This window comes from Cellulomonas phragmiteti, assembly GCF_016862775.1.
GTDB classification, from domain to species: domain Bacteria; phylum Actinomycetota; class Actinomycetes; order Actinomycetales; family Cellulomonadaceae; genus Cellulomonas; species Cellulomonas phragmiteti.
The window spans coordinates 65,667-90,140 of record NZ_BONP01000014.1 but is presented as its reverse complement, the minus strand read 5'-3'; the positions used below and the strand labels follow the sequence as shown (position 1 = coordinate 90,140).

Genomic DNA, 24,474 nt, shown 5'->3' with positions numbered 1-24,474 from the left:
GGACCACCCCGGGGAGACGCCCGTGCCGCACCTGCACACCGACGGCCGGAGCCTGCGCTGGACGGGAGACGGCGAGACCCTCGTCGTCGACCCCTGGGGAGCCGACGCGGTCCGCGTCCGCTCGTCCGCCACCGGCGACGTCGTCGACACCGACTGGGCCCTGCTGCCGGCGCCCGCGACCGCGCCCGCGCACGTCGAGGTCGACGGTGACACCGCCACGCTCGTCCAGGGCCGGCTGACCGTCGAGCTGACGACGGGCCAGCACCGGGACTGGCAGGTCGGCCACCACGTCGCGTGGTGCCGCGTGACGTTCCGGGACCGCACGGGCCGGGTGCTGCTGCGCGAGCACGAGTCCGGGGGCGCTCTCAAGCTGCGGGCCCGGGACTTCCGGGCCCACGTCGGAGGGGACCACCGGCTGGTCGCGAGCTTCGAGTCCGACCCCGACGAGCACCTCGCCGGCATGGGGCTCTACCAGCAGGACCTCGTCGACCTCAAGGGCTGCACGCTCGAGCTGGCGCACCGCAACTCCCAGGCGTCCGTGCCGTTCGTCGTCTCGAGCGCGGGCTACGGGATGCTCTGGCACAACCCGGCCGTGGGGAGCGCGACGTTCGGGCGCAACCGCACCGCGTGGGTCGCGGACAGCACCCGGCAGCTCGACTACTGGGTGACCGCGGGCGACACCCCCGCGCAGATCGCCGCGGCGTACGCCGACGCCACCGGGCACGTGCCGATGATGCCCGAGCACGGGCTGGGCCTGTGGCAGAGCCGGCTGCGGTACACCACGCAGGAGGAGCTGCTGGACGTCGCGCGCGAGCACCGGCGCCGCGGGCTGCCGCTCGACGTCGTCGTCGCGGACTTCTTCCACTGGCCGCACCTGGGTGACTACCGGTTCGACGAGGAGTTCTGGCCCGACCCCGCAGCCATGACCGCCGAGCTGCGGGCGCTGGACGTCGAGCTCATGGTGTCCGTCTGGCCGCAGGTCGGCGTCGACTCGGAGAACTTCGCGCAGCTCGCCGGCGCCAACCACCTGGTCCGCACCGACCGCGGCCTCGGGGTGCAGATGGCCTTCGGCGAACCCAGCATGTTCGTCGACGTCACGCACCCCGACGCCCGCGCGGCGCTGTGGGAGCTGTGCCGGCGGAACTACCACGAGCACGGTGTGCGGATCTTCTGGCTCGACGAGGCCGAGCCGGAGTACGGGCGCTACGACCTCGACAACTACCGGTTCCACGCGGGCCCGGGAGCCCAGGTGAGCAACCTGTACCCGCAGCTGTTCTCCCGGGTCTTCCACGACGGGCTGACCGCCGCCGGGGAGCGGGACGTGGTCAACCTCGTGCGGTGCGCGTGGGCCGGCAGCCAGCGCTACGGCGCGCTCGTGTGGTCGGGCGACATCGCGAGCACGTGGCAGGCGCTGCGCCGCCAGGTCGTCGCCGGCGTGCACATGGGGGTCGCGGGCATCCCCTGGTTCACCACGGACGTCGGCGGGTTCCACGGCGGCGACGTCCGCGACCCCGCGTTCGGCGAGCTGCTGGTCCGGTGGTTCCAGCTCGGGACGTTCAGCCCCGTCCTGCGCATGCACGGCGACCGCCTGCCCAGCCGGGCGGTCGCCGCCGCCGACGGGTCACCGCGCATGGCCGCCGGCGCGGACAACGAGCTCTGGAGCTACGGCCCCGAGGTCGAACGGGTCCTCACGGGCTACCTGCGGGTGCGCGAGGCCCTGCGACCCCGGCTGCGCGCGCTCATGCGCGAGGCGCACGAGCACGGGCAGCCGGTCCTGCGCGGGCTGTTCCACGAGTTCGGCGACGACCCGCGCGCGTGGCAGGTCACCGACCAGTACCTCCTGGGTCCCGACCTGCTCGTCGCGCCCGTCGTGCACCCGGGCGCCACCTCGCGCACCGTGCACCTGCCGGCGGGTGCCACCTGGACCGACCTGCGCTCGGGCGAGCAGCACGCGGGCGGGACGCAGGTCGACGTCGACGCGCCCGTGCACGTCGTGCCCGTGTTCGGGCGTGACGGCGCCGGCGGGGAGCTGCGGGACGCGCTGCGGGCGACGGGCTGACACCGGCGACCCGTCAGGCGTCGTTGGTGGCCGACCTCGCCAGGCGACGGGCCAGGAGCGCCGTCACGACGATCTGCAGCTGGTGGAACGCGATCACCGGCAGCGCGACGCTCGCCGCGACCGCCGGCGCGAACAGCACCGCCGCCATCGGCAGACCCGTCGCCGCCGACTTCTTCGACCCGCACATGAGCAGCGCGACGCGGTCGGCGCGGTCCAGGCCCAGCAGCGCTCCGCCGCGCCACGTCACGCCGAGCATGACCGCCAGCACCACCGCGCACACGACGAGCAGGACGAGCAGCGTCGCGACGGTCAGCTCGTCCCACGCCCCGGCCGACTGGGCCTCGCTGACGGAGGTGAACACGACGAGCAGGATCGTCGCGCGGTCGGTGACCCGCGTCAGGCGCCCGTGCCGACGCAACCACCCGCCGATCCACGGCTGCACGCACTGCCCCACGACGAACGGCAGCAGCAGCTGCAGCAGGATCCCGCCGACCGCGCCGCCGTCAAGCCCGGCGCCCGTCGCGCCCAGCAGCACCGCGACCAGCAGGGGCGTGAGCAGGACGCCCAGGACGTTCGAGATGGTCGCGCCCGTGATCGCCCCGGCGACGTTGCCGCGCGCGACCGACGTCATCACCACCGACGACTGCACGGTCGAGGGCAGCACCGACAGGTACAGCAGCCCGCGGCGCAGGTCGGGGGCCAGCACCGCGTCCGGCAGCAGCTGGACGGCCAGGCCGAGAAGCGGGAACAGGACGTACGTCGCCGCGAGCAGCGACCCCTGCAGGCGGAAGTGCCGTAGCCCCTCGACGACCTCCCGCGTGGGCATCCGTGCGCCGTACAGGAGGAAGAGCAGCACGATCGCCCCGGTCCGGACCGTGTCCAGTGCGGCCCCGACGCCGTCGGGGACCGGCACGAGCAGCCCGAGAGCCAGGACGGCGAGGATCATCACCGTCAGCGGGTCGACCCAGCGCGCCCAGGCAGGCAGCCTCATGCGTCGCGTCGGAGGGCTCGGTGGCGGTGCGTCACGCGGGACATCCTCCCGCACCGACGCGGGCACGCTCGGCGCGCCGTGCCGAGCATCACGTGTGACGCTGGACGAGGTGCCGGTGCCGCCGGCGCGCGCAGTCGGACCCGTCGAGCCCGGTCGGCCCGGCCGGGGGACGGAGAGCGACGCCATGAGCGCTGGCCCCCTGATCGGCATGATCGAGTGGATGCTGCTCGCGGTCCTGCTGTGCTGGGCGCTGCGCCGGCTCGTCCGCGCGCGGGACGAGGTCCGGGCGGCCCCCGCGTCCCCCGTCCCGCCGGCCGGGGTCGACGGGATCGACGGTGTCGACGAGGTCGACGAGGTCGACGGCCCACGCTGCGCGGCAGGGCACCCGGCCCGCCACGACGTCGTCCGCACCACCGTGCCCGGCACCCACGCCGTCGGCGTCGTGCTCTGCGCACGCTGCGACCGGCTGCCCTGCGGGCGCTGCGGCCGGCCGCTTGCCGCGACGGCCGTGACGTGCCCCTGCGGCGCGTCGCCGCCACCGCCGTCCGACCGTTGGCCGCACTGACGCGCGTACCCTCGACCCCGGCAGGGCCCCGCGGCCCCGGCCCGCACCCGTCCCGAGAAAGGACCCGAGCGGCCCCGCTCGACCCATGACGAAGACCCTGCTGGCCGTCGACGGCAACTCCCTCATCCACCGCTCGTTCCACGCCCTGCTCGGCTCGCAGCTGCGGACGCGCGACGGGAGCCCCACGTGGGCGGTCAAGGGTGCGCTCGCGCAGGTCCTCGGGGCCGTCGACCGCGCCGGCGCCGACGCCGTCGTCATCGGCTTCGACGACGCGGGCAGCAACGTGCGCAAGGCCGTGCACCCGCATTACAAGGCGCACCGGACCCCCAAGCCGGACGACCTGGTCACGCAGCTCGCGCTCGCGGTCGACGTGTTCTGGTCCGCGGGCCTGCACGTCGTCATCCCGGACGGGCTCGAGGCCGACGACGTCCTCGCGTCCGCCGCGGCGCAGGCGACCGCCGTCGGCTGGCACACCGTCGTGTGCACGTCGGACCGCGACGCGTTCTCCCTGGTCAGCGACACGACGTCGGTCCTGCGGATCATCAACGGCGGCGTCGAGGCCTCGCCCGTGCTGACCCCGGCGCGGCTGCGCCTCATGCTCGGCATCGACCCGTCGCAGTACCGGCAGTACGCGGCGATGCGCGGGGACGCGTCGGACAACCTCACGGGCATCCGCGGCATCGGGGAGAAGACGGGCGTCGCGCTGCTCGCCGCCTTCGGGTCCGTCGAGGCCGCGTTCGCCGACGTCGACACGAACGAGGGCCGGCGCGTCGCCGAGGTGCTCGGCAAGGCGTGCGTGAAGAAGCTCGCGGACCCCGACGGGCGGGCGGCGTTCTGGCAGAACGTCGAGCTCATGACGATGCGCACCGACGTGGACCTCGGGATGGACCTGACCGCCGGGACGGGGCCGGGCCTGCTGCCCGTCGACGGCGGGGCGCTGCACGAGGCCTTGGCACGCGTCGAGATGCACTCGTTGCAGATGCTGGCGGCGCGGCTGCTGACGTCGACGCCCGCGGGCGGGGAGGCACCGCAGGCCACCGGCGTCCGCGACCGCACGCCGGTCCCGGCGGTGGCCGCGGCGGCCGTGACGGTGGCACCCGCCGAGGACGACCTGACGCTGTTCTGACGCGCTGAGCCGCCGGCCGCTCAGCCCGCGACGCGCGGCTCGAGGATCTCGCGCACCTGGGCGGCTGTCGGTACCCGCCCGTACAGGACGACCTCGCCGTCGACGACCAGCCCCGGCGTGCTCATCACGCCGTACCCGGCGATCGCCGGGTAGTCGGTGACCTTCTCGATCTCGGCCTCGATGCCGAGCGCGTCGACGGCCTCCCGGGTGACGCGCTCGAGGTTGACGCAGTTGCGGCAGCCGGGGCCGAGGACCTTGATGTGCATGACGACCTCCAGGTCGGGGTGGGGCGGCGACGGACCGGGTGGGCCCGCGGTGTCACAGGACGAGGTTGACGACGAGACCGACGGCCATGATCGCCACGGCGACCGTGCCGAAGAACAGGGCGAGCAGCGGGGGCTTGAGCACGCGCCGCAGCAGGACGGCCTCGGGGATCGACAGCGCGACGGTGCCCATCATGAAAGCCGTCACCGTGCCCGTGGCCATGCCCTTGGCCCACAGCGCCTCGGCGACCGGGATCACCCCGGCGGCGTTGGAGTACAGGGGGATGCCGACGAGGGTCGCGACGACGACCGCGAACGGGTTGCCGGGCCCGGCGTGGGTGGCGAAGAACTCGGTGGGCACCCAGCCGTGCACGCCCGCACCGACGGCGACACCGACGAGCACCCACCTCCACACCCGTCCGACGATGTCGCGGGTCTCCTCCCGGGCGGCCGCGACCCGCTCCGCGAGCGTCGGGCGGTGACCGTCGGCGCCGAGGCTGGCGACGGGAGCGGCGAACACGAAGTCCTCGACCCACCGCTCCAGGTGCAGCCGGGAGAAGACCGCGCCCACCACCACCGCGATCCCCAGCCCGGCGCCGACGTACGCGCCGGTGAGCTGCCAGCCGAACATGTCCGCCAGCATCACCACGGCCACCTCGTTGACCAGCGGTGAGGCGACGAGGAACGCGAACGTCACCCCCAGGGGCACCCCTGCGGCCACGAACCCGATGAACAGCGGGATGGACGAGCACGAGCAGAACGGCGTCACGGCACCGAGCAGCGCCGCCATGCCCAGGGACAGCCACAGCGGCTTGCCCTCGAGGAACGCCCGCACGCGCTCGGGACGCAGCGTGGTCCGCAGCAGCCCGATGACGAAGATCATCCCGACGAGCAGCAGCAGGATCTTGCCGACGTCGTAGAGGAAGAAGTGCACCGCGTCGACGACCCGGTGCGACAGGTCCAGGCCGAGCCAGTCGCCCAGGGCGACGTCCCACGCGATCTCGTTCAGCGCGAACAGCCCGACCCACACGGCGGCCGCCGCGACCAGCGCGGCGACGAGGCGCGCCGTCGAGCTGGTGACCGCGGACGTGCTCGGCGCCGTCATGACGGGTCCGCGGTCATGACGGGTCCGGGGTCCGGCCTGCCGGCAACGCGTCCGTCAGGCGGCTGCGGGCGTCGTCCGCGAGCCGGTAGTCGATCCAGCGACCCCGCCGCGAGGTGTCGACCAGCCCGGCGTCGCGCAGCACCTTGAGGTGGTAGCTGAGCAGGTTCGCCGGCACCGGCACGTGCTCCTGCAGGTCGCAGACGCACCGCTCGCCACGGGCGAGGACGTCGAGGACCGCCCACCGCACCGGGTCCGCGACCGCCTGCAGCAGCGCGACCTCGGCGGTGCCGGGGGGCGTCGTCGTCTCGACGAGGATTGATTCAGCCACGTTTGAAACGTAGGCCTGCACCGGGCGCGCGGGCGGGGACCTAGGTCCACCACGCGCGGCGGCGGGCGGTGTCTGCCGCCCGCCCGAGGTCGGCCCGTGCCCCGTGCGGATGCCGGGACCGGCACGGATCGAGACCGGGCTCCGGTCCCGTCAGGCCCGCAGAGCGGCCCTCGACCCGGTCTCGCGACGAGCGCGTCCCACCCGTCGGGCACGACGGGGCGGGTGACGGCGCACGGTCAGTTCGCCTCGCACTTCCCCTGGCGCCAGTACCCCATGAACGCGACGGCCTTGCGGTCGACGCCGCACTCGCCGACCAGGTGGCGGCGCAGGGTCTTGATGACGCCGGCCTCCCCCGCGAGCCAGGCGTACAGGTGCGCCTCGGCGGCCAGGGGCGCGCCGGTCGCGTAGTCGATCGGCACCTCCCACAGCATCCCGGCGTCGACGTCGACGTCCTCGAGGTCGACGTCCGGCACCGGCGCCTGGCCGGGCAGCAGGCGCGCGCACGCGGCCTGCACGGCGGGCACGAGCAGCTCGCCGTGGGCGCGGCCGTCGCGGCCGAGCCAGTGGACGTGCACGCCCTCGGGCGCGTCGAGGTCGAGGCGGTCGTCGGACCACGGCATCTCGATCAGCACCTCGCCGCGGGCGTCGCGCGGCAGCCGCTCGACGATGCCGGCGATGGCGGGCAGCGCGGTCTCGTCGCCGGCGATGAGCAGGCGGTCGGTGCGGGCCGGGGGGACGAAGTCGACGCCGCCGTGCGGGCCGACGTGGTCGGCGTTGGGGCCCATGACGACCAGCTCGTCGCCGACCTGCGCGGTCGACGCCCAGCGCGACGCGGGGCCGGTGTCGCCGTGCAGCACGATGTCGACGTCCAGCTCGCGCGGGTGCGGGCGCACCCCGCGCGCCGTGTAGGTGCGCATGGGGTGGCGGCGGTCGTCCGGCAGGGCGCGCCACGAGCCGTACCAGTCGCCCGTGCGCTCCAGGTCGATGAGGTCGGTGTACGGCGAGCCGGTGACCGGCAGGAAGAACTTGATGCGCTGGTCGAACCCGTTGTCCGCGAAGCGGTCGAGGTCGTGGCCCGTGAAGGTCACGCGCAGCAGGCTGGGGCACAGCCGCTGCAGCGCGGCGACGCGCACGTGGAACATCCGGAAGGGGGACGCCGGCGGAGCGGTCGTCTCGACGGTCGCGGTGTCGACGGTCACGGGGGCCTCGGTCACGGCGCCAGCATAAGGTGAGGCTTACCTGATTGCGCAACCCCCTGTCCGCGTCAGGTCGCGCACACCCCGGGCAGGACCTCCTCGACCGGGGGCGGCGGAACCTCGCCGGTCCCCCCGCCGGCCGGCGGGTCCGGTGGCACGGGGACGTCCGGCGGCGGCTGGTCGCCCGTGCCGGCGCCCTCGGTCGGCGACGCGGGAGGTGTCTCGGGCGGGGGCGGCAGCAGCGACGCGGGCGGGGTGTCGGTGACCAGGCGCTGCCAGATCTCGTCGGCGGCGGACGTCCACTCGACCCGGTTCCGGTCGCTCCGGGCCGCCGCGACCGGCACGTCGGTGAAGACGATCCGCGTGCGGTCCATGCCGCGCAGCGAGTACCCGAACGCCGCGAGACGCACGGGGTCCGCCAGCTGCGGGTCCGCCGTGAGCGCCCCCAGCACCGCCCGCGCCACGCCGTACAGCTCGTCCGCGTCGCCCAGCACGTCCTTGGCCAGCAGCTCGCGGACCGCCGCCTGCACGAGCGCCTGCTGCCGCGTGATCCGGGTGAGGTCGCTGCCCATCTCCAGGCCCATGCCGGTGCCGTGCCGCACCCGCAGGAACCCGATGGCCTGCCACCCGTCGAGCCGCTGGTCGCCGGCCGGCAGATGCAGGTCGCCGTAGCGCGGGTCCTCGTCGACCGGCTCTGGCAGGCACATGCGCACCCCGCCGAGCGCGTCGACGACGTCGATCACGCCGGTCATCCGCACCACCAGGTGGTGCGTGACGGTCACGCCCGTCAGCGCCTGCACCGTGCCGATCGTGCACGCCGCGGCGTGGTCCATGCTCCGGGTGGAGCCCGCACCGATCGAGAACGCCTCGTTGAACATCGTGTGCCGCGGGCGGGACCGCCCGCCGTCGGGCAGCAGGCACTCCGGCACGTCGACCAGCGAGTCGCGCGGGATCGACACGGCCTCGGCCCACGTCCGGTCGCCCGCGACGTGCACGAGCATCGTGGAGTCCGAGCGCATGCCGTCGGCCTCCCCCGCGAGCGCCGCGTTCTCCTCGTCGCGCAGGTCCGTGCCCATGACGAGGATGTTCATCGCGGCACCGGCGAACGGGTCGTCGGGGGCCGCGGGCGTCGCGACGGGCGCGGGCGTCGAGATCACCAGACCGTGGGCGCCGCTGACGTCCATCTGGCCGCGCAGGTCCACGTACACCGCGCCGGCCACCGACGCGAAGGTCGTCAGCACCGCCGTGAGGGCGATCGCCGGTCCGCGCGCGGCCGTGTACGGCACCCGCGCGTGCCGGGGGGCCGTCTCGGGGACGCGCGCGTGGCGCGGCCCTCGGCGGGTGTCGGCAGCGGTCACGTGGGTGACGCTAGAGGTCACGGCCGGGTGCGCGTGGCCCGTCCTGGGGTGGGTGCGTGAAGGTGTCGCGGAGGCCGGATGACGGCAGTGCCCCCGCGGGCAGCCGTCAGTCGCTCGGCGCGGCCTCGCGCAGCCGCTCCAGCAGGGGCCCGGCGGCCTCGTCGAGGAACCGCTGCTGCAGCGCGTCGCCCACCTGCACGACCGCGACGTCGGTGAACCCGGCCTCCCAGTAGGCGCTCACGGCCTCGACGATCGCGTCGAGGTCGGGGCCGCAGGGGATGGCCTCGGCGACGTCCTCCGGCCGCACGAACTGCGCGGCCGAGTCGAACGCCTCCGTCGTCGGCAGGTCGGCGTTGACCTTCCAGCCGCCGGCGAACCACCGGAACTGCTCGTGCGCCCGCGCGACGGCCTCGTCACGGTCCGGGCCCCACGAGATCGGGATCTGCCCGATCTTGCGCGACGGCCCGATGGCCTTGATCGTCGGCTCCAGCCCCTCGCGCGCCTCGTCCCACGACCGCACCAGGTCCGCGTCCGGCTCGACGGCGATCAGGTGGTCGGCGAGCCCGGAGAAGCGCGACACGGACTGCGGGCCGGACACCGCGACGCCGATCGGCACGGGCACCTCCGGGACGTCCCACAGCTTCGCCGAGTCGACACGGAAGTGGGCACCCTCGTACGTCACGCGGTCGCCCGTGAGCAGCGCGTGGATGATCTCCAGCGCCTCCTCCAGCATGTCGTGCCGCTCCCCGACGGCCGGCCAGCGCTCGCCGACGACGTGCTCGTTGAGGTTCTCGCCCGCGCCCAGCCCCAGGGTGAACCGGTCCTGCGAGAGCAGGGCGATCGTCGCGGCCTTCTGCGCCACGACCGCCGGGTGGTACCGGATGGTCGGGCAGGTCACGTACGTCATGAGCTCGAGGCGCTCCGTCGCGTGCGCGACCGCCCCGAGCACGCTCCACGCGTACGGCGAGTGGCCCTGCTCGTCGAGCCACGGGAAGAAGTGGTCCGACGACACGGCGAAGTCGAAGCCCAGCCGGTCGGCGTGCTGCGCGTACCCGACGAGCTCGCGGGGGCCGGACTGCTCGGTCATGAGGGTGTACCCGAATCGCGTCACCCCACGAGCCTCACCCGCCGCGGCCGATCCGGCATCCCGAACGGGGCCGTCAGGCGACCGACGTGCCGAACGCGAGCCCCAGGAGGTACGTCGCCGCAGCGGCGCCGTACCCGATGGCGAGCTGCCGCACCGCGCGGCGCACGGGCGACGCCCCGGACAGCAGCCCGACGACCGACCCGGTGCCGAGCAGCGCGACGCCGACGAGCCCGGCGGACCAGGCCACCGCCGTCGCGCCCGACGCCCCCAGCAGGTACGGCAGGACGGGGATGAGCGCACCGGACGCGAAGAAGCAGAAGCTGGCGATCGCGGCCCCCCACGCGGTGCCGACCGACTCGTGCTCGTCGCGCTCGGCGACCGGCGGGTGGTCCGTGCGCGGCTCGACGTCCCCGGCCTCGGCCCCCGGCACGGCACCGTCCGCGTCGTCCGACCGCCCGGGCCGCATCGTCCCGGGCAGCGCCGTCGACGTGCGCAGCAGCGACGCGTCCACCGCCTGCTGCGCGTCGTACTGCGCGAGCGACGCCAGGACGACGGCGGCGCGAGCGTGCGCCGCGGCGGGCTCCATGCCGCGGGCGCGGTAGACCAGGGCCAGCTCGTTGGCGTCGACGTCGAGGTGGGTGAGCGCCGCGGCGGCGGCCGCGTCCGGGCGCGAGGCCTCGAGCAGCTCGCGCTGCGACCGCACGGACACGTACTCCCCGGCGCCCATCGACAACGCGCCGGCCAGCAGGCCGGCGAGGCCGGTGAGCAGCACCGTGCCCGTCGCGACGCCGCTCGCGCCGATCCCCAGGACGAGCGCGAGGTTGGACACCAGCCCGTCGTTGGCGCCGAACACCGCGGCCCGGAACGTGCCGGAGATCTGCTGCCGGCCCCGCATCGCCAGGCCGCGCACGACCTCCTCGTGGATCTGCTCGTCGGCGACCATGCGCGGCGTCGCCTCGGCGTCCTGCGCGTACCCCGACCGCGCCTCGGCGCGCTGCGCGAGCGCGTACACCCACACGGACCCGAACCGGCGGGCGAGCACCGCCAGCAGCCGGGTGCGCCAGTCGCCGCGCACCGGCCGCCCGGCGTCGTCGCCCAGCAGGTCCAGCCAGTGCACCTCGTGCCGTCGCTCGGCCTCGGCGAGGGCGAGCAGGATCTCGCGCTCCTCGCCCGTGCGCCGCGACGCGAGCTCGCGGTACACGGCGGCCTCGGCGCGCTCGTCGGCGAGGTTGCGTCGCCAGCGCCGCAGCTGCGCCCTCGTGGGGTGCGGCCGGTCGACGGCGCCCGTCGGTGCGGGTGGCGCGGGGGTGCTCATCGGGCTCCGGGGACGACGGGACGGGTGCAGCGGCACCGTAGGGCGCGCGGCGGGGTTGCGATAACGGGCGGCGCGGGAGTGCCCCGGCCCGGCGCGGTGCGTTTCGGGGACCCGAACGCGCCGACCCGCCCGGCGACCGGTGCGCCGCTAGGGTCGACGACGACGAGGAGGTCCGTGTGACGCAGCAGCAGCCGACCCGGTTCGGGGTCGTGGGGTCGGGGTGGCGGGCCGAGTTCTTCGTGCGGGTGGCGCGCCTGCTGCCCGAGGAGTTCCGGTGCGTGGGCGTCGTGACGCGCACCGCGGAGCGCGGGGCGCAGGTCGAGGCGGCGTGGGGCGTGCCGACGGTGCGGACGGTCGAGGAGCTGGTCACGGGCGCCGTCCCGGGTGCGGGTGCCGCGCCGGACCGGCCCGAGCTGGTCGTCACCGCGACGCCGTGGCCGGTGACGCCGGACGTGGTGCGGGAGGTCGTCGACGCGGCGGTCCCCGTGCTGGCCGAGACGCCGCCGGCACCGGACGTCGACGGGCTGCGGGCGCTGTGGGCCGACGTGGGCGCGACGGGTCTGGTGCAGGTCGCGGAGCACTCGCCGTCGATGCCGGCGCACCGCGCGCGACGGGCCGTCGTCGAGGCCGGGACGATCGGTGAGCCGACGAGCGTGCAGATCTCCTCGACGCACCTGTACCACGCGGTCGGTCTGGGCCGGTACCTGCTGGGGGCGGGGCGCGGGCCGGTGACGGTGCGCGCGCAGGCGTTCACGGCCCCGCTGCTCGACCCGATCGGCCGTGACGGCTGGACGGGTGCGACGGAGCCGGCGCCGGTGCGGTCGGTCCTGGCGACGCTCGACCTGGGCGACGGCCGCACGATCCTCTACGACTTCACCGACAACCAGTGGTACAACCCGCTGCGCACCAACCGGGTCGTCGTGCGCGGGTCGCACGGGGAGATCGTCGACGACGCGGTGACGCGGTGGGTCGACGGGCGCACGGTGCTGACGTCGCGGATCGAGCGGCGGCAGTCGGGCCGGGAGCAGGACCTCGAGGGGTTCGACCTCGACCACCTGTCCGTCGACGGGCGCGTGCTGTACCGCAACCCGTTCATCGGGGCGCGGCTGGCCGACGACGACCTGGCGGTCGCGCACCTGCTCGCCGGCACCGGGGCGTGGCTGCGCGGCGACGGCCCGGCGCCGTACCCGCTGGCCGACGGCTGCCAGGACCACCTGCTGGGCCTGGCGATCGAGGAGTCCGCCCGCACCGGCGAGCCGGTGACGACGGCGGCGGAGGCGTGGTCGGACGCGGTCTGACGCGTCACGCGGTCGACCTGTCCTGAGTCCTGGGACGGGCCCGGCACGAGACCGGGCTCAGGTGGCTCACCGGTGTCGGTGGGCGACCTGAGCCCGGTCTCGCGCGGCGGGTGCGGGGGCCGGTGTCGTGGTGGGGGTCAAGCGGCGGGTGTCAGGCGGTGGCCGACCAGGCGGCGGCCAAGCCGTCCACGAGCGGCGTCGTGGGGCGGCCGAGCAGCGTGCGCAGCGTGTCCGTGGCGTCGCCGAGCGCACCGGCGGCGGTGTTCTGGTCCAGCGCGACGACGAACCCGGCGGTGCCCTCGTCGAGCCCTGCGGCCAGCAGACCGGCGCGCTGCTCGTCGGGCGTGACGTCGCGGTACGTCACCGGGCGCCCGAGCACCTGCGTCGCGGCCGCGGCGAGCTCGTCGTGCGTCCACGCGTGGTCGCCGGTCAGCTCGTACGTGCGGCCGTCGTGCCCGTCGCCCGTCAGCACCGCGACGGCACCGGCTGCGAGGTCGGCCCGGGTCGCGGACGCGACGCGCCCCTGCCCGACCGAGCCCACGATCTCGCCCGTCGCGGCCGCCTGCTGCAGCGCCTGCACGTAGTTCTCGGTGTACCAGTTGTTGCGCAGCACCGTCGTGACCAGCCCGGACGCGGCGAGCAGCTCCTCGGTGGCCTTGTGCTCCGGGGCCAGGACGAGGTCGCTGGTGTCCGCGTGGGGGGCCGATGTGTACACGACGCGCCGCACGCCGGCGGCCCGCGCGGCGTCGATCACGGCGCCGTGCTGCGCGACGCGCCGCCCGACCTCGGAGCCGGAGACGAGCATGAGGGTGTCGGCGCCCGCGAGCGCGTCGGCGAGCGTCGCCGGGCGGTCGTAGTCGAGCTCGACGACGCGAGCACCGCGCGCGTCGAGGTCGGCCATCCGCTCGGTGCGCCGCCCGCCGGCGACGACGTCGACGCCGGCGTCGAGCAGACCCTCGACGACGAGACGACCCAGGTGCCCGGTGGCTCCGGTGACGACGACTGACATGTGCTCCTCCTGGGGTGGTCCCGCGGGTGCGGCGGGGTCGTGCGGGGGGTGGTACGGCGGGTGGGGCCCGCTCCCCGGCTGCAACGCCGGCCTCCGCCTACACTTTCCCTGGTCGGGGTACCCACTCGGGCGTCAGGTACACACCTGGAGGTAAGCATGCAGGCCACGGCGTCATCGACCGCGGCGCCCGTGACGGGCGTCACGTCACCGGTCGCGCAGCTGCTCGCCGCCGGGCCGCCGCCCGCGAGCTGCCCGAGCCGCGTGGTCCTCGACCACGTGACGTCCCGCTGGGGGGTGCTCGTGCTCGTCGCGCTGGCCGAGCGGTCCCTGCGCTGGGGCGAGCTGCGCCGCGTCGTGGAGGGCGTCAGCGAGAAGATGCTCGCCCAGACCCTGCGCACGCTGGAGGCCGACGGCCTGGTCGACCGCACCGTCGGAGGCACGGTCCCGCCGCGCGTCGACTACGCGCTGTCCCCGCTCGGCCGCGACCTCGCCGCGCACCTGCTGCCGCTGGTGTCCTGGGCCGTCGCCCACGCGGAGGAGATCGTCGCGGGCCGGTCCACGTCACCGTGAGGGCGTGCGGGCGCGGTCCGGCGCGATGCCCCCGCCCGCCGTCGGCGCGGGGTCCTCGTCGTGGGCCCCGTCGGCGAACAGCTGCCACACCGGCCCGGTGACCAGCCACAGCACCAGCACCAGCGACGCCCGCCCCACCCACCCCAGCAGCACCTCGCGCTGCTCGGGCGCCGTGGCGACGAGCATGAGGGCGCCGAGGATCGCGACGGCCACCGCCCACGCGAGCAGCACCCGCAGCCACAGGTGCCACTCGTACCGCAGCCGGGCCCGCCCGTGCCGCGGCGCACGCTCCGGCCGCGCCCCGCCGAACCAGCGCCACGCGACCCACGCGTCCACGTGGCGCACCGTCCACCTGCCGAACGCGACGGTGTAGCCCAGGTACAGCGCGGCCAGGCCGTGCGTCCACTGCGGCTCGGAGCCGAGGAGCAGGTCCCCGACGGTCGCGACGAGGAGCACGACCTCGATCGCCGGCTCGCACAGCAGCAGCACGGTCGACAGGCGTCGGCGCCGCAGCACGTACCGGGCGACGATCGCGGCGGCGAGGAACACCCAGAACGCGATCTCGCAGGCGATCACGAGCGCGCCGACGGGGTGGTCGAGGACCCACTGGAGCGGTGACATGGCCCGAGCGTGCCCCGGCGCGCCCGGCCCCCGCGTCCGGCGGACGGACCGGCCCGCGCCGCGCGTCTCCTCCGTCCGGAGGAGAGCGCCGCGCACGGCACGTGCTGGGATGGTGACCATGCTCTCCGCCCTGCGCAGCCGCTTCGACGTGGCCGGCTGGACGACGCGCGAGGACCCGCGGTCCGTGCGGTGGGACGCGGTGGGGCTGCTGCTGCTGGGGCTCTTCCTGCTGGTCGTCGACGTGCAGACGGTCGGTGCCGACCAGCCGCTGGTGGACGTGCCCGCCGGGCCGCGCCCGTGGCAGGCGCTGCTGCTGCTCGTCGCCACCTCCGTGCTGCTGGCCAAGCGCCGGCGGCCCGTCGTCGTGCTGGTGGTGGTCGCGGGTCTCGCGCTCGCGGACGCCGGGCTGGGCGGCAGCCTCGGCATGTACCTCGTCCTGTTCGACGCGCTGTTCACGGTGGCCGTGCGGGCCGCGGCGCGCGCCCGGGCCGTCGTGCTGGGCGTCCTGGTGGGGCTCGTCGTCGCGGTGCCGGTCGCGACAGCCGCCGCTGGTGCGGCCGCCCGGGACGTCGTGCAGCTCACCCTCGTCGCCGTGGCGCTGCTGCTGCCGCCGTGGTGGTGGGGCGCGGACGTGCGCCGCTCCCTGGAGCTGGCCGGCGAGCAGTCGCGGCGGGCCGACGCCGAGCGCGCGCGAGCGGACCTGGCGCGGGCCCACGCGGACGACGTGGCGCGCATCGCCGCCCTCGACCGCGAGCGGGCCGTGCAGGACGAGCGCGCGCGCATGGCCCGCGACCTGCACGACGTGGTGGCCGGCCACCTGTCGGCGGTGGCCATCCACGCCGAGGCCGCGCTGGCGGGGCCGCCGCAGGAGGCACGGGACCGTGCGGCGCTGGCCGCGGCCCGGGCCGGGTCGCTCGACGCGCTCGCGGAGATGCGCTCGATGATCCTCGTGCTGCGCCAGGGCGCCGACGTCGACGCGGCGACCGCACCGGCGGGCCTGGCGCGCGTGGCCGATCTCGACGTGGACGTCGTCGGGGACGTGCCGGGCGGGCTGCCGGCCGCCGTGGACCAGGCGGCCTTCCGGATCCTGCAGGAGGCGGCGACCAACGCGCGCAAGCACGGGACGGGGCGTGCGTCGGTCCGGTGCACCGTCGACGGGGACGCCCTCGACCTCGTCGTCGAGAACGCGCTGCCGGCCGACGCCGCGACCGTCGACCCGGCCCTGACCTCGTCGACGGGGCTGCAGACGATGCGCGAGCGCGCGACCGCGCTCGGCGGCCGGGTCGACGCCGGTCCGCGTGCCGGGACGTGGCGCGTCCACGCCCGGCTGCCCCTGCGGGCCGGGAGCGTGCCGCGGTGACGGGCGGCGGGTCGGCGTCCCCGCGCACCGCCCGGGTGCGCGTGCTGCTGGCCGACGACCACGCGGCGATCCGGGCCGGGCTGCGGCTGCTGCTGGAGCAGTCGGGCCGGGTCGAGGTCGTCGGGGAGGCCGCCGACGGGGAGGTGGCCGTGCGCCAGGCGCGGGCGCTGCGCCCCGACGTCGTCCTCATGGACGTGCGGATGCCGGGGACGGACGGCATCGCCGCGACGGCCGCGATCGTCGGCGAGCGGCTGGCCGAGGTCGTCGCGCTGACCACGTTCGACCTCGACGAGTACGTGCTCGGGATGGTGCGGGCCGGCGCGGCCGGGTTCCTGCTGAAGACCGTCGGCGCGCGCGAGCTCGTCGACGCGGTGGCCCGGGTCGCGGCCGGCGAGGGCGTCCTGGCGCCGGAGGTGACGCGCCGCCTGCTCGACGCGGTCGCGTCCCACGTCCCGCCGGCGCCGCCGGTGCCCGCGCCGGCCGACGAGCGTCTGGCCGCGCTGACCGCCCGCGAGCGCGACGTCCTCGACGCGCTCGGCGACGGGCTGTCCAACGCGGACATCGCCGCACGGCTCGTCGTCTCGGAGACGACGGTGAAGTCCCACGTCAGCCACGTCCTGGCCAAGCTGGGCGTGCGCACCCGCCTGCAGGCGGGGGTCCTGGCCCGCGACGCCCGCCGCGACCCCGGCCCGGGCGCCGGCCCACCACCGTCACCGTGAGGGGTTGCCGTCGCCGGACGACGGCAACCCCTCACGTTCCGACCGTTCGCCGCGCGGGACGCCCGTCCAACCGGTAGGAAAGTGCGACATGGTGCGCGTCGGATTCCACAACTCACACGAGCAGGTCCACCCCTCCGCGCTGCTCGCGGCGACCCAGCTGGCGGAGCAGCGCGGCTTCGACGCCGCGATGTGCTCGGACCACTGGGCTCCCTGGCAGTCGACGCAGGGGCACTCCGGGTTCGCGTGGACGTGGCTGGGGTCCGCCCTGGCCACCACGCGGCTGCCGTTCGGCGTGGTCAACGCCCCCGGGCAGCGGTACCACCCGGCGATCATCGCGCAGGCGGCGGCGACGCTCGCGGCGATGTACCCAGGGCGGTTCTGGGTGGCGCTGGGCTCGGGCGAGAACATGAACGAGCACATCACCGGCGACGGTTGGCTGCCCAAGCCCGTGCGCGACGCCCGCCTGGTGGAGTGCGTCGAGGTGATCCGCGCGCTGCTCGACGGCGAGGAGGTCACGCACGACGGCCTGGTGAAGGTCGACCGCGCCAAGCTGTGGACGCTCCCGGACGTCAAGCCCCTGCTCATCGGCCCGGCCGTCACGGTGGCGACGGCGGCGAACCACGCACGCTGGGCCGACGGGCTCGTCACCGTCAACCAGCCGGACGACAAGCTGCGCCGCGTCATCGACGCCTACCGCGACGCGGGCGGCCGCGGCGAGATCTCCCTGCAGGTCCACGTGTCGTACGCCCCGACGGACGCCGAGGCGCTGCGCCTGGCGCGCGAGCAGTGGGCGGGCAACGCGATCGGCCCGCCGGTCGCGTGGGACCTGGACACCCCGGAGGCGTTCGACCAGATCGCCGACAAGGTCAGCGACGACCTGCTGCGCGGCTCGGTGCTCGTCGAGCACGACCCGCAGCGCCTCGCGGACCGGCTCGTGGCCCTCGCCGAGCTCGGGTTCGACGCCGTGTACCTGCACCAGATCGCCACCGACGTCGTCCCGTCCGACGAGAAGCACCCGGACGCGACCGACGCCGCCACGCGTCCGTCGTCGTCGCTGGAGGCGTTCGTGGACCTGGCCGCCGAGCACCTGATCCCGGCGCTCAAGGCGGTGGGTGCGTGAGGATCCGCGACACCGGTGACCTGTGGTGGAAGTCCGCGGTCGTCTACTGCCTCGACGTCGAGACCTACATGGACTGGGACGGCGACGGCATCGGCGACCTGCCCGGGCTCGTGCAGCGCATCGACCACCTGGCCGAGCTGGGCGTGACCTGCCTGTGGCTCATGCCGTTCTACCCGACGGCCGACCTCGACGACGGCTACGACATCACCGACTACTACGGGGTCGACCCGCGCCTGGGCGACTCCGGCGACCTGGTCGAGCTCATCCGCACGGCACACGACCGCGGCATCCGCGTCATCGCGGACCTCGTCGTCAACCACACGTCGGACCGCCACCCCTGGTTCCGCTCCGCGCGCCGCTCCCGGACCAGCCGGTACCGCGACTGGTACGTGTGGCGCGACGACGCCCCGCCGGACACGTCCGAGGAGGTCATCTTCCCGGACAAGGAGAACGGCATCTGGACGTACGACGAGCCGACGGACGCCTGGTACCGGCATCGGTTCTACAAGCACCAGCCCGACCTCAACACCGCGAACCCCGAGGTCCGGGACGCGATCGCGAAGCTCGTGGGCTACTGGGCCCAGCTCGGGCTCGACGGGTTCCGGGTCGACGCGGTGCCGTTCTTCCTCGCGGACGCCGCCAACGGCGAGAACGACGACATCGAGCGGCCCCACCAGTTCCTGCAGCAGCTGCGGGCGTTCCTGTCGCGCCGCACGGGCGACTCGATCCTCATGGGCGAGGTCAACCTGCCGTACGACGAGCAGCGCCTGTTCTTCGGGGACCACGACGCCGACGGCGACCACGAGGGCGCCGAGCTGAACCTGCAGTTCGACTTCGTCCTCATGCAGCAGATGTACCTGGCGCTCGCACGGCAGGACGCCGGGCCGCTCGCCGACACCCTGCTCGCGCGGCCCGACATCCCGTCCGACGCGCAGTGGGCGACGTTCGTGCGCAACCACGACGAGCTGACGCTCGACAAGCTCAGCGACGACGAGCGGCAGGAGGTGTTCGACGCCTTCGGCCCGGACCCCGACATGCAGCTGTTCGACCGCGGTCTGCGCCGCCGGCTGCCCCCGATGCTCGACGGCGACCCCCGCCGCGTGCGGATGGTCTACTCCCTGCTGTTCAGCCTGCCGGGCACGCCCGTGCTGTTCTACGGCGAGGAGATCGGCATGGGCGAGAACCTGGCCGCCGAGGGCCGCCTGGCCGTGCGCACCCCGATGCAGTGGACGTCGGGCAAGAACGGCGGGTTCTCCGACGCGGCGCCGTCGCGGCTGGCCGGGCCGGTCACCGAGGGCGCGTTCGGCCCGGCGCACGTCAACGTGTCGGACCAGCGGCGGGACCCGGACTCGCTGCTGAACTTCGTCCAGAAGCTCGCGCGGCGGTACCGCGAGTGCCCCGAGCTGGGGTGGACGAGCCGGGTCGAGATCCTCGAGCAGCCGCACGCGGGGGTCCTCGCGCACCGCTCGACGTGGCAGGACGCGTCGATGGTGGCGCTGCACAACCTCGGCCCCGAGGCCGTGCGCGTGCCGCTGCACCTGCCGGACACCGGGGAGGACTGCCGGCTGCTCGACCTGCTCGAGGACGACGAGCACGCCCTGAGCAGCGCCGGGAAGGTGGAGATCGAGCTGCCGGGGTACGGGTACCGGTGGCTGCGCGTCGTGCACCCGGGGTCGCGTCGGCTGCTGTAGCCGCCCCGGTCGCCGTCGGGGAGCACCCCGACGCCGACCGGCGGTCTCAGGACCGCACGACCGGCAGGCAGACGTCCGTCACCCAGTCGGCCGGGTCGGGGCTCTGCCCCGGTCCGACGCGGTAGACGTTGAACATCGGGCCCGTCTCGAGGCGGTGCGCGGCGACGAACGCCCCGAGGGACGCCATCACGGCGGGGATGCCCGTGTAGTCGCCCGTGAGCCGCGCGACGGCCGCCTCGCGCTGCGGCTCGGTGCGGCACGTCAGCGGCGCGACGGCCTCGAAGGGGCCCGTGACCTGCAGCCACACCTCGACGTCGACGTCGCTCTCGCGGTGGTCGGGGTCGTGGAACGTGGCACCGGCGAGCGCCTCGGGTGCGGGGACGGCCCCCGAGGCACCGAGCAGCGGGGTCATCTCCTGCCAGAGCAGGCCCTCGTCGGCGTAGCCCGGCAGGATCCGGCGCAGGGCGGCCACCGTGGTGGCCGGGAACGTGGTGAGCGTGACGTCGTGCATGGTCGTGCGTCCTCCCAGTGCGGTGCTGACACGGTCCAGGGCCGACTGCTGGGCGCGCAGGTCCTCGCCCCGGCGCGCGAGCTCCGCGCGCTGGGCGGTGACCGCCGCCTCGACCCCGGCAGGATCACCGGTCGACGTCAGGAGCCGTGCGATCGCCTCGACCGTGAACCCCGCGTCGCGCAGCAGCACGGCCAGGTGGGCGTCGGTGAGCTGCTCGGCCCGGTACCAGCGGTACCCGCTGCACGGGTCCACGGCCGCAGGGACGAGCACACCGTGCTCCTGGTAGTAGCGCAGCATGCGCACGCTGATCCGCGACAGCGTCGAGAAGGCACCGATCCGCAGCAGCCCGGCGTCGTGATCCACGTCCTCAGGGCACACCCTGACAGCGTGGCAGAGGCAAGCCCGGCGCGGTCGCGGACGGCGCCCACCGCCAGGTCGCGGCACGGCCGGGCCGTGCGCTGAAGCGTTTCGCGGGCGGCCCGCCCAGCGGACGCCCAGGAATGTCGCGTACCGTTCCCGAGGCCGTCCACCGATCCGGGGCGGTCCCCACGATCCGGAGGACCTAGTCGTGCGACGTCCCACCACCCGCACCGCCCTGCGCGCCGCAGCCGCAGCGCTGGCGCTCAGCCTCACGCTCGCCGCCTGCGCCGGCGACGGCGGGAGCGACGACCCGACCACCCCCGCCGCGGAGGACACGGCCGCCGCCGAGGCGGCCCCCACGCCGAGCGCGGAGGACATCGCCGCCCTCGAGGGCGTGACCGTCGAGGGCCCCGTCGGCGCCGAGGGCGTCGTCACGCTGCCCAGCACGCCGTTCACCGTCTCGGCGGCCGTCGCCCGCGTGCTCGACGAGGGCACGGGCGACACCATCGCCGACGGCGACATCGTCGACCTGCACTCGGTGTGGGTCGACGGCGCCGACGGCTCCACGCAGATGTCGTCGTGGGCCACCGGCCCCGAGCAGGTCGTCGTCAGCGAGGCCGCGCTGGCCCCGGTGCTCACCGACATCCTCGTCGGCGGCAAGGTCGGCACGCGGTTCGCGTTCGCCGTCCCGGCGGGCGAGGGCGCCGCGTCCGTCGCGGTCGCCGAGGTCGTGGCCAAGCGCCCCGGCCGCGCCGAGGGCACGGCCGTCGCGCCGGTCGACGGCCTGCCGACCGTGACGCTCGCCGACGACGGCGCGCCGTCGCTCGAGCCGGCGTCGGGCGACGCCCCGACCGCGCTGGTCGCGCAGCCCCTCATCGAGGGGCCCGGCCCCGAGGTCGTCGCCGGCCAGACCGTGCTGGTGCACTACACCGGCTGGCTGTGGGACGGCACGCAGTTCGACTCCTCGTGGGAGCGGAGCACGCCGTTCCCGGTCGAGAACATCGGCGCCGGGCAGGTCATCGCCGGGTGGAACGAGGGTCTGGTCGGGCAGAAGGTCGGCAGCCAGGTGATGCTCGTCGTGCCCGCCGACAAGGGCTACGGCGAGGAGGGCTCGGGCGAGACGATCCCCGGCGGCGCCACGCTCGTGTTCGTCGTCGACATCCTCGCCGCGAGCTGACGTCGCGCACCTGAGCACCGCCTGACGTACGGGCCGGGCCGTCCCTCCCCACGGGGGACGGCCCGGCCCGTCGTCGTGCGTGGGGCCGGGGCGCCAGGGACCCTCGTCCTTCCCGACCCCGGGACCCCGTCCTACGCTGGGCCGAAGTTCACCTCCAGCGTGGGAGGGTCCGCATGGACCAGGCACCGCCGTCCAGAGTCCGCACCGTCGCGCTGCTGGGCGCGTCGGGTGCCGGCAAGACCACCCTGACCGAGGCCCTCCTGCACCGGGCCGGGGCGATCCCCCGCGCCGGTCGCGTCGAGGACGGGACCACGGTGAGCGACCACGAGCCGGAGGAGGTCGCCCGGGGCATCTCGCTCGGCCTGGGGGTCGCGCCCCTGCGCTGGCGGGCCGACGACGGGCACACGTACGACCTCACGCTCCTGGACACCCCGGGGTTCCTCGACTTCGCCGGTGCGGTCGACGCCGCCCTGAGCGCGGCCGACCTCGCCGTCGTGGTCGTCAGCGCGGTCGACGGCGTCCAGGCGGGCACGCACCTGGCGTGGCGGGCCGCCGGCGAGGCGGGCGTGCCGCGGGTCGTCGTCGTCACCAAGGAGGACCGGGCGCGCGCCGACTTCCACCGGGTCCTGGCGCAGCTGCGCGAGGAGTTCGGCGACGTCATCGTCCCGCTGGAGCTGCCGTTCGGCGACGAGGCCGCGTTCACCGGCGTCGCCGACGTCCTGTCCGAGCAGGGTCACGGCTACGACGCCGACGGGCGGCACCACAGCACGCCCGTGCCCCCGGACCTCGTCGCCGAGGAGCACCGCCTGCACGAGGAGGTCACCGAGGAGATCGTCGCCCACGACGACGAGCAGCTCGAGCGGTACCTCGCCGGGGACGTCCCGTCCGTCGCGGACCTCGAGCGGACCCTTGCGCACGAGGTGGGCGACGGCGAGGCCGTGCCGGTGCTCGTCGCGTCCGGCACGACGGGCGTGGGTGTCGACCGCCTAGCGGACCTGCTGTGCGAGCTGTGCCCCGACCCCGCGACCCGGACCCGGACGGTGCGGGCCGGCGACGTGGAGGTGCCGGTGGCCGCGGACCCGGACGGCCCGACGCTGCTGCACGCGTTCCGCACGACCGCCGACCCGTTCGTCGGGCAGGTCACCCTGGTCCGGGTGCTGTCCGGCACGGTGCGCCCGGGCGACCGGCTCGTCAACACCACCACCCGCACCGAGGAGCGGCTGCCCGGGCTGTTCCGGCTGCGCGGCAAGGAGCACCTGCCCGTCGAGCGTGCGGTGGCCGGCGAGGTGGTGGCGGTCGCCAAGCTCACGGGCACCCCGTCGGGCTCGCTGCTCGCGGCGAAGGGCACACCGGGGACGTCCCTGACCGCACCCCCGCCGCGCGAGCGCCCCGGGGTGTACGCCCTGGTCCTGGACCCCGTCACCCAGTCCGACGACGACCGGCTGTCCGCCGCGCTGGGCCGGCTCGCCGCCGAGGACCCGACCCTCACGGTCGAGCGCACGGGCGACCGCACGGTGCTGCACGGCCTGGGCGACACGCACCTGGCCGTCGCGCTGGAGCGGCTCGCGCGGGTGTTCGGGGTGCACGTCACGACGTCGCCCGTGCCCGTCGGGTACCGCGAGACCGTCGCGCGTGCCGTCGAGGCCGAGGGCAAGGTCAAGAAGCAGTCCGGTGGTCACGGGCAGTACGCGGTCGTGCACCTGCGGGTGGCGCCGCTGCCCCGGGGGGCGGGGTTCGAGTTCGTCGACTCGGTCGTCGGCGGTGCGATCCCCCGGTCCTACCTGCCGGCCGTGGAGCGCGGGGTGCGCGAGGCGATGGCGGCGGGCGGACCGCACGGCTACCCGGTCGTGGACCTGCGCGTCGAGGTGGTCGACGGCAAGGCGCACTCGGTGGACTCGTCCGACATGGCGTTCCGCACGGCCGCGGCCGCAGGGCTCAAGGACGCGCTCGCCGCGGCCGGCACGGTCGTCCTCGAGCCCGTGTGCCGCGTGCACGTCACGGTGCCCACGACCGCGCAGGGCGACGTCATGAGCGACCTGTCGGCGCGGCGCGGGCGCATCACCGACACGGTGTCCCTCGACGGCGGCGAGGTCGTCGTCGAGGCGACCGTGCCGCAGGCCGAGCTGCGCCGCTACGTGCTGGACCTGCGCTCGCTGACGGGGGGCCGCGGGGGCCTGACCGTCGTCCCCGACCACTACGCCCCCTGCCCGGACCACCTGACCTCGGCCTGACCTCGGCCTGACCTCGGCCTCGATCTCGGCCGGACGGCAGGATGGGGGCGTGTCGGAGATCGAGGAGCTGGCGGCAGCGGTCCGGGAGTTCTCGCGCGAGCGGGACTGGGAGCAGTTCCACGACCCGAAGTCGCTGGTCCTCGCGCTCGTCGGGGAGGTCGGCGAGCTCGCCGAGCTGTTCCAGTGGGTGCCGGCGGCACAGGCCGCCGAGCGGTTCGCGGCCCCCGACCGGCAGGCCCGCGCCGCCGAGGAGATGGCCGACGTGCTGGTCTACCTGGTCCGCCTCGCGGACGTCCTCGGCGTCGACCTGGGTGCCGCGGCCCGCGCCAAGCTCGCGGACTCCCACCGGCGCTTCCCGGCGACGGACCACCGGGGCGTCGCCCCCCACAAGCCCTGACCCCGGCCGGGCGCGGG

The 24,474-nt window shown here is 75.3% G+C and carries 23 protein-coding genes; 12 read left to right on the top strand and 11 right to left on the bottom strand.

The features are described 5' to 3' along the window. The first annotated feature begins 22 nt into the window (after positions 1-22). Positions 23-2,059, top strand: coding sequence for a glycoside hydrolase family 31 protein (locus Cph01nite_RS12515; RefSeq protein ID WP_203674658.1), 2,037 nt, complete (start codon positions 23-25; stop codon positions 2,057-2,059). Positions 2,060-2,072: 13 nt separating this feature from the next. On the opposite strand, the gene Cph01nite_RS12510 is transcribed toward Cph01nite_RS12515, so the two are convergent. Next, entirely contained in the window at positions 2,073-3,050 is a 978-nt protein-coding gene (locus tag Cph01nite_RS12510; RefSeq protein WP_203674656.1) for a bile acid:sodium symporter family protein, read from the bottom strand. 184 nt (positions 3,051-3,234) lie between these two features. Here Cph01nite_RS12510 and Cph01nite_RS12505 point away from each other — a divergent pair, with 184 nt between their 5' ends. Further along, positions 3,235-3,615 (top strand): hypothetical protein, encoded by a 381-nt coding sequence (locus tag Cph01nite_RS12505; protein WP_203674654.1) that lies wholly within the window; start codon positions 3,235-3,237, stop codon positions 3,613-3,615. Between the two features lie 85 nt (positions 3,616-3,700). Then, positions 3,701-4,741: a 5'-3' exonuclease gene (locus Cph01nite_RS12500; RefSeq protein WP_203674652.1), complete on the top strand. Its 1,041-nt coding sequence runs from the start codon at positions 3,701-3,703 to the stop codon at positions 4,739-4,741. A gap of 20 nt (positions 4,742-4,761) precedes the next feature. Here Cph01nite_RS12500 and Cph01nite_RS12495 read toward each other — a convergent pair whose 3' ends face one another. The 7 genes from Cph01nite_RS12495 to Cph01nite_RS12465 form a co-directional block, all read right to left on the bottom strand. Further along, positions 4,762-5,007 (bottom strand): thioredoxin family protein, encoded by a 246-nt coding sequence (locus Cph01nite_RS12495; protein ID WP_203674650.1) that lies wholly within the window; start codon positions 5,005-5,007, stop codon positions 4,762-4,764. A gap of 52 nt (positions 5,008-5,059) precedes the next feature. Further along, positions 5,060-6,109 carry a permease gene (locus Cph01nite_RS12490; RefSeq protein ID WP_203674648.1) on the bottom strand — a complete coding sequence of 350 codons (1,050 nt, stop codon included), beginning with the start codon at positions 6,107-6,109 and terminating at the stop codon, positions 5,060-5,062. Positions 6,110-6,122: 13 nt separating this feature from the next. Beyond that, a complete protein-coding gene (locus Cph01nite_RS12485) occupies positions 6,123-6,437 on the bottom strand; it encodes an ArsR/SmtB family transcription factor (protein WP_203674646.1) in 315 nt (104 codons plus the stop codon). 236 nt (positions 6,438-6,673) lie between these two features. Continuing rightward, entirely contained in the window at positions 6,674-7,579 is a 906-nt protein-coding gene (locus Cph01nite_RS12480) for a siderophore-interacting protein (protein ID WP_203674677.1), read from the bottom strand. 122 nt (positions 7,580-7,701) lie between these two features. Beyond that, positions 7,702-8,991, bottom strand: coding sequence for an LCP family protein (locus tag Cph01nite_RS12475; RefSeq protein WP_203674644.1), 1,290 nt, complete (start codon positions 8,989-8,991; stop codon positions 7,702-7,704). 106 nt (positions 8,992-9,097) lie between these two features. Continuing rightward, positions 9,098-10,102 (bottom strand): LLM class F420-dependent oxidoreductase, encoded by a 1,005-nt coding sequence (locus Cph01nite_RS12470; RefSeq protein WP_203674642.1) that lies wholly within the window; start codon positions 10,100-10,102, stop codon positions 9,098-9,100. Positions 10,103-10,151: 49 nt separating this feature from the next. Beyond that, on the bottom strand, positions 10,152-11,393 hold the full coding sequence (locus Cph01nite_RS12465) for a VIT1/CCC1 transporter family protein (RefSeq protein WP_203674640.1): 1,242 nt from the start codon (positions 11,391-11,393) through the stop codon (positions 10,152-10,154). Positions 11,394-11,569: 176 nt separating this feature from the next. On the opposite strand from Cph01nite_RS12465, the gene Cph01nite_RS12460 reads away from it, so the two are divergent. Beyond that, positions 11,570-12,691, top strand: a complete 1,122-nt coding sequence (locus Cph01nite_RS12460) for a Gfo/Idh/MocA family protein (RefSeq protein WP_203674638.1) — start codon at positions 11,570-11,572, stop codon at positions 12,689-12,691. Positions 12,692-12,842: 151 nt separating this feature from the next. On the opposite strand, the gene Cph01nite_RS12455 is transcribed toward Cph01nite_RS12460, so the two are convergent. Further along, positions 12,843-13,700 carry an SDR family oxidoreductase gene (locus Cph01nite_RS12455; protein WP_203674636.1) on the bottom strand — a complete coding sequence of 286 codons (858 nt, stop codon included), beginning with the start codon at positions 13,698-13,700 and terminating at the stop codon, positions 12,843-12,845. A gap of 156 nt (positions 13,701-13,856) precedes the next feature. Between Cph01nite_RS12455 and Cph01nite_RS12450 the strand changes: the two genes are divergently transcribed. Further along, positions 13,857-14,270, top strand: a complete 414-nt coding sequence (locus tag Cph01nite_RS12450) for a winged helix-turn-helix transcriptional regulator (RefSeq protein WP_203674634.1) — start codon at positions 13,857-13,859, stop codon at positions 14,268-14,270. Here the strand turns inward: Cph01nite_RS12450 and Cph01nite_RS12445 are convergent. Further along, positions 14,262-14,891 (bottom strand): hypothetical protein, encoded by a 630-nt coding sequence (locus Cph01nite_RS12445; RefSeq protein ID WP_203674632.1) that lies wholly within the window; start codon positions 14,889-14,891, stop codon positions 14,262-14,264. The two genes, Cph01nite_RS12450 and Cph01nite_RS12445, sit on opposite strands and share 9 nt — an antisense overlap. Before the next feature lie 109 nt (positions 14,892-15,000). On the opposite strand from Cph01nite_RS12445, the gene Cph01nite_RS12440 reads away from it, so the two are divergent. From Cph01nite_RS12440 to Cph01nite_RS12425, 4 genes are all read left to right on the top strand, one after another. Then, positions 15,001-16,251, top strand: coding sequence for a sensor histidine kinase (locus tag Cph01nite_RS12440; protein ID WP_203674630.1), 1,251 nt, complete (start codon positions 15,001-15,003; stop codon positions 16,249-16,251). Further along, complete coding sequence (locus Cph01nite_RS12435; protein WP_239069233.1) at positions 16,248-16,970, top strand: response regulator; 723 nt, start codon at positions 16,248-16,250, stop codon at positions 16,968-16,970. Before Cph01nite_RS12440 ends, Cph01nite_RS12435 begins: the two co-directional genes overlap by 4 nt. An 88-nt stretch (positions 16,971-17,058) precedes the next feature. Then, on the top strand, positions 17,059-18,090 hold the full coding sequence (locus Cph01nite_RS12430) for a TIGR03885 family FMN-dependent LLM class oxidoreductase (RefSeq protein ID WP_203674628.1): 1,032 nt from the start codon (positions 17,059-17,061) through the stop codon (positions 18,088-18,090). After that, entirely contained in the window at positions 18,087-19,781 is a 1,695-nt protein-coding gene (locus Cph01nite_RS12425; protein ID WP_203674626.1) for an alpha-amylase family protein, read from the top strand. Before Cph01nite_RS12430 ends, Cph01nite_RS12425 begins: the two co-directional genes overlap by 4 nt. A gap of 46 nt (positions 19,782-19,827) precedes the next feature. On the opposite strand, the gene Cph01nite_RS12420 is transcribed toward Cph01nite_RS12425, so the two are convergent. Next, the gene (locus Cph01nite_RS12420) at positions 19,828-20,655 is read right to left on the bottom strand and encodes a MerR family transcriptional regulator (protein WP_203674624.1); all 828 of its coding nucleotides are present in this window, start codon (positions 20,653-20,655) and stop codon (positions 19,828-19,830) included. Between the two features lie 205 nt (positions 20,656-20,860). On the opposite strand from Cph01nite_RS12420, the gene Cph01nite_RS12415 reads away from it, so the two are divergent. From Cph01nite_RS12415 to Cph01nite_RS12405, 3 genes are all read left to right on the top strand, one after another. Then, on the top strand, positions 20,861-21,829 hold the full coding sequence (locus tag Cph01nite_RS12415) for an FKBP-type peptidyl-prolyl cis-trans isomerase (RefSeq protein ID WP_203674622.1): 969 nt from the start codon (positions 20,861-20,863) through the stop codon (positions 21,827-21,829). A 173-nt stretch (positions 21,830-22,002) separates the two neighbouring features. Beyond that, positions 22,003-24,060 carry an elongation factor G gene (locus Cph01nite_RS12410; protein ID WP_203674620.1) on the top strand — a complete coding sequence of 686 codons (2,058 nt, stop codon included), beginning with the start codon at positions 22,003-22,005 and terminating at the stop codon, positions 24,058-24,060. A gap of 49 nt (positions 24,061-24,109) precedes the next feature. After that, positions 24,110-24,457, top strand: coding sequence for a nucleotide pyrophosphohydrolase (locus tag Cph01nite_RS12405; RefSeq protein WP_203674618.1), 348 nt, complete (start codon positions 24,110-24,112; stop codon positions 24,455-24,457). Positions 24,458-24,474 lie beyond the last annotated feature (17 nt).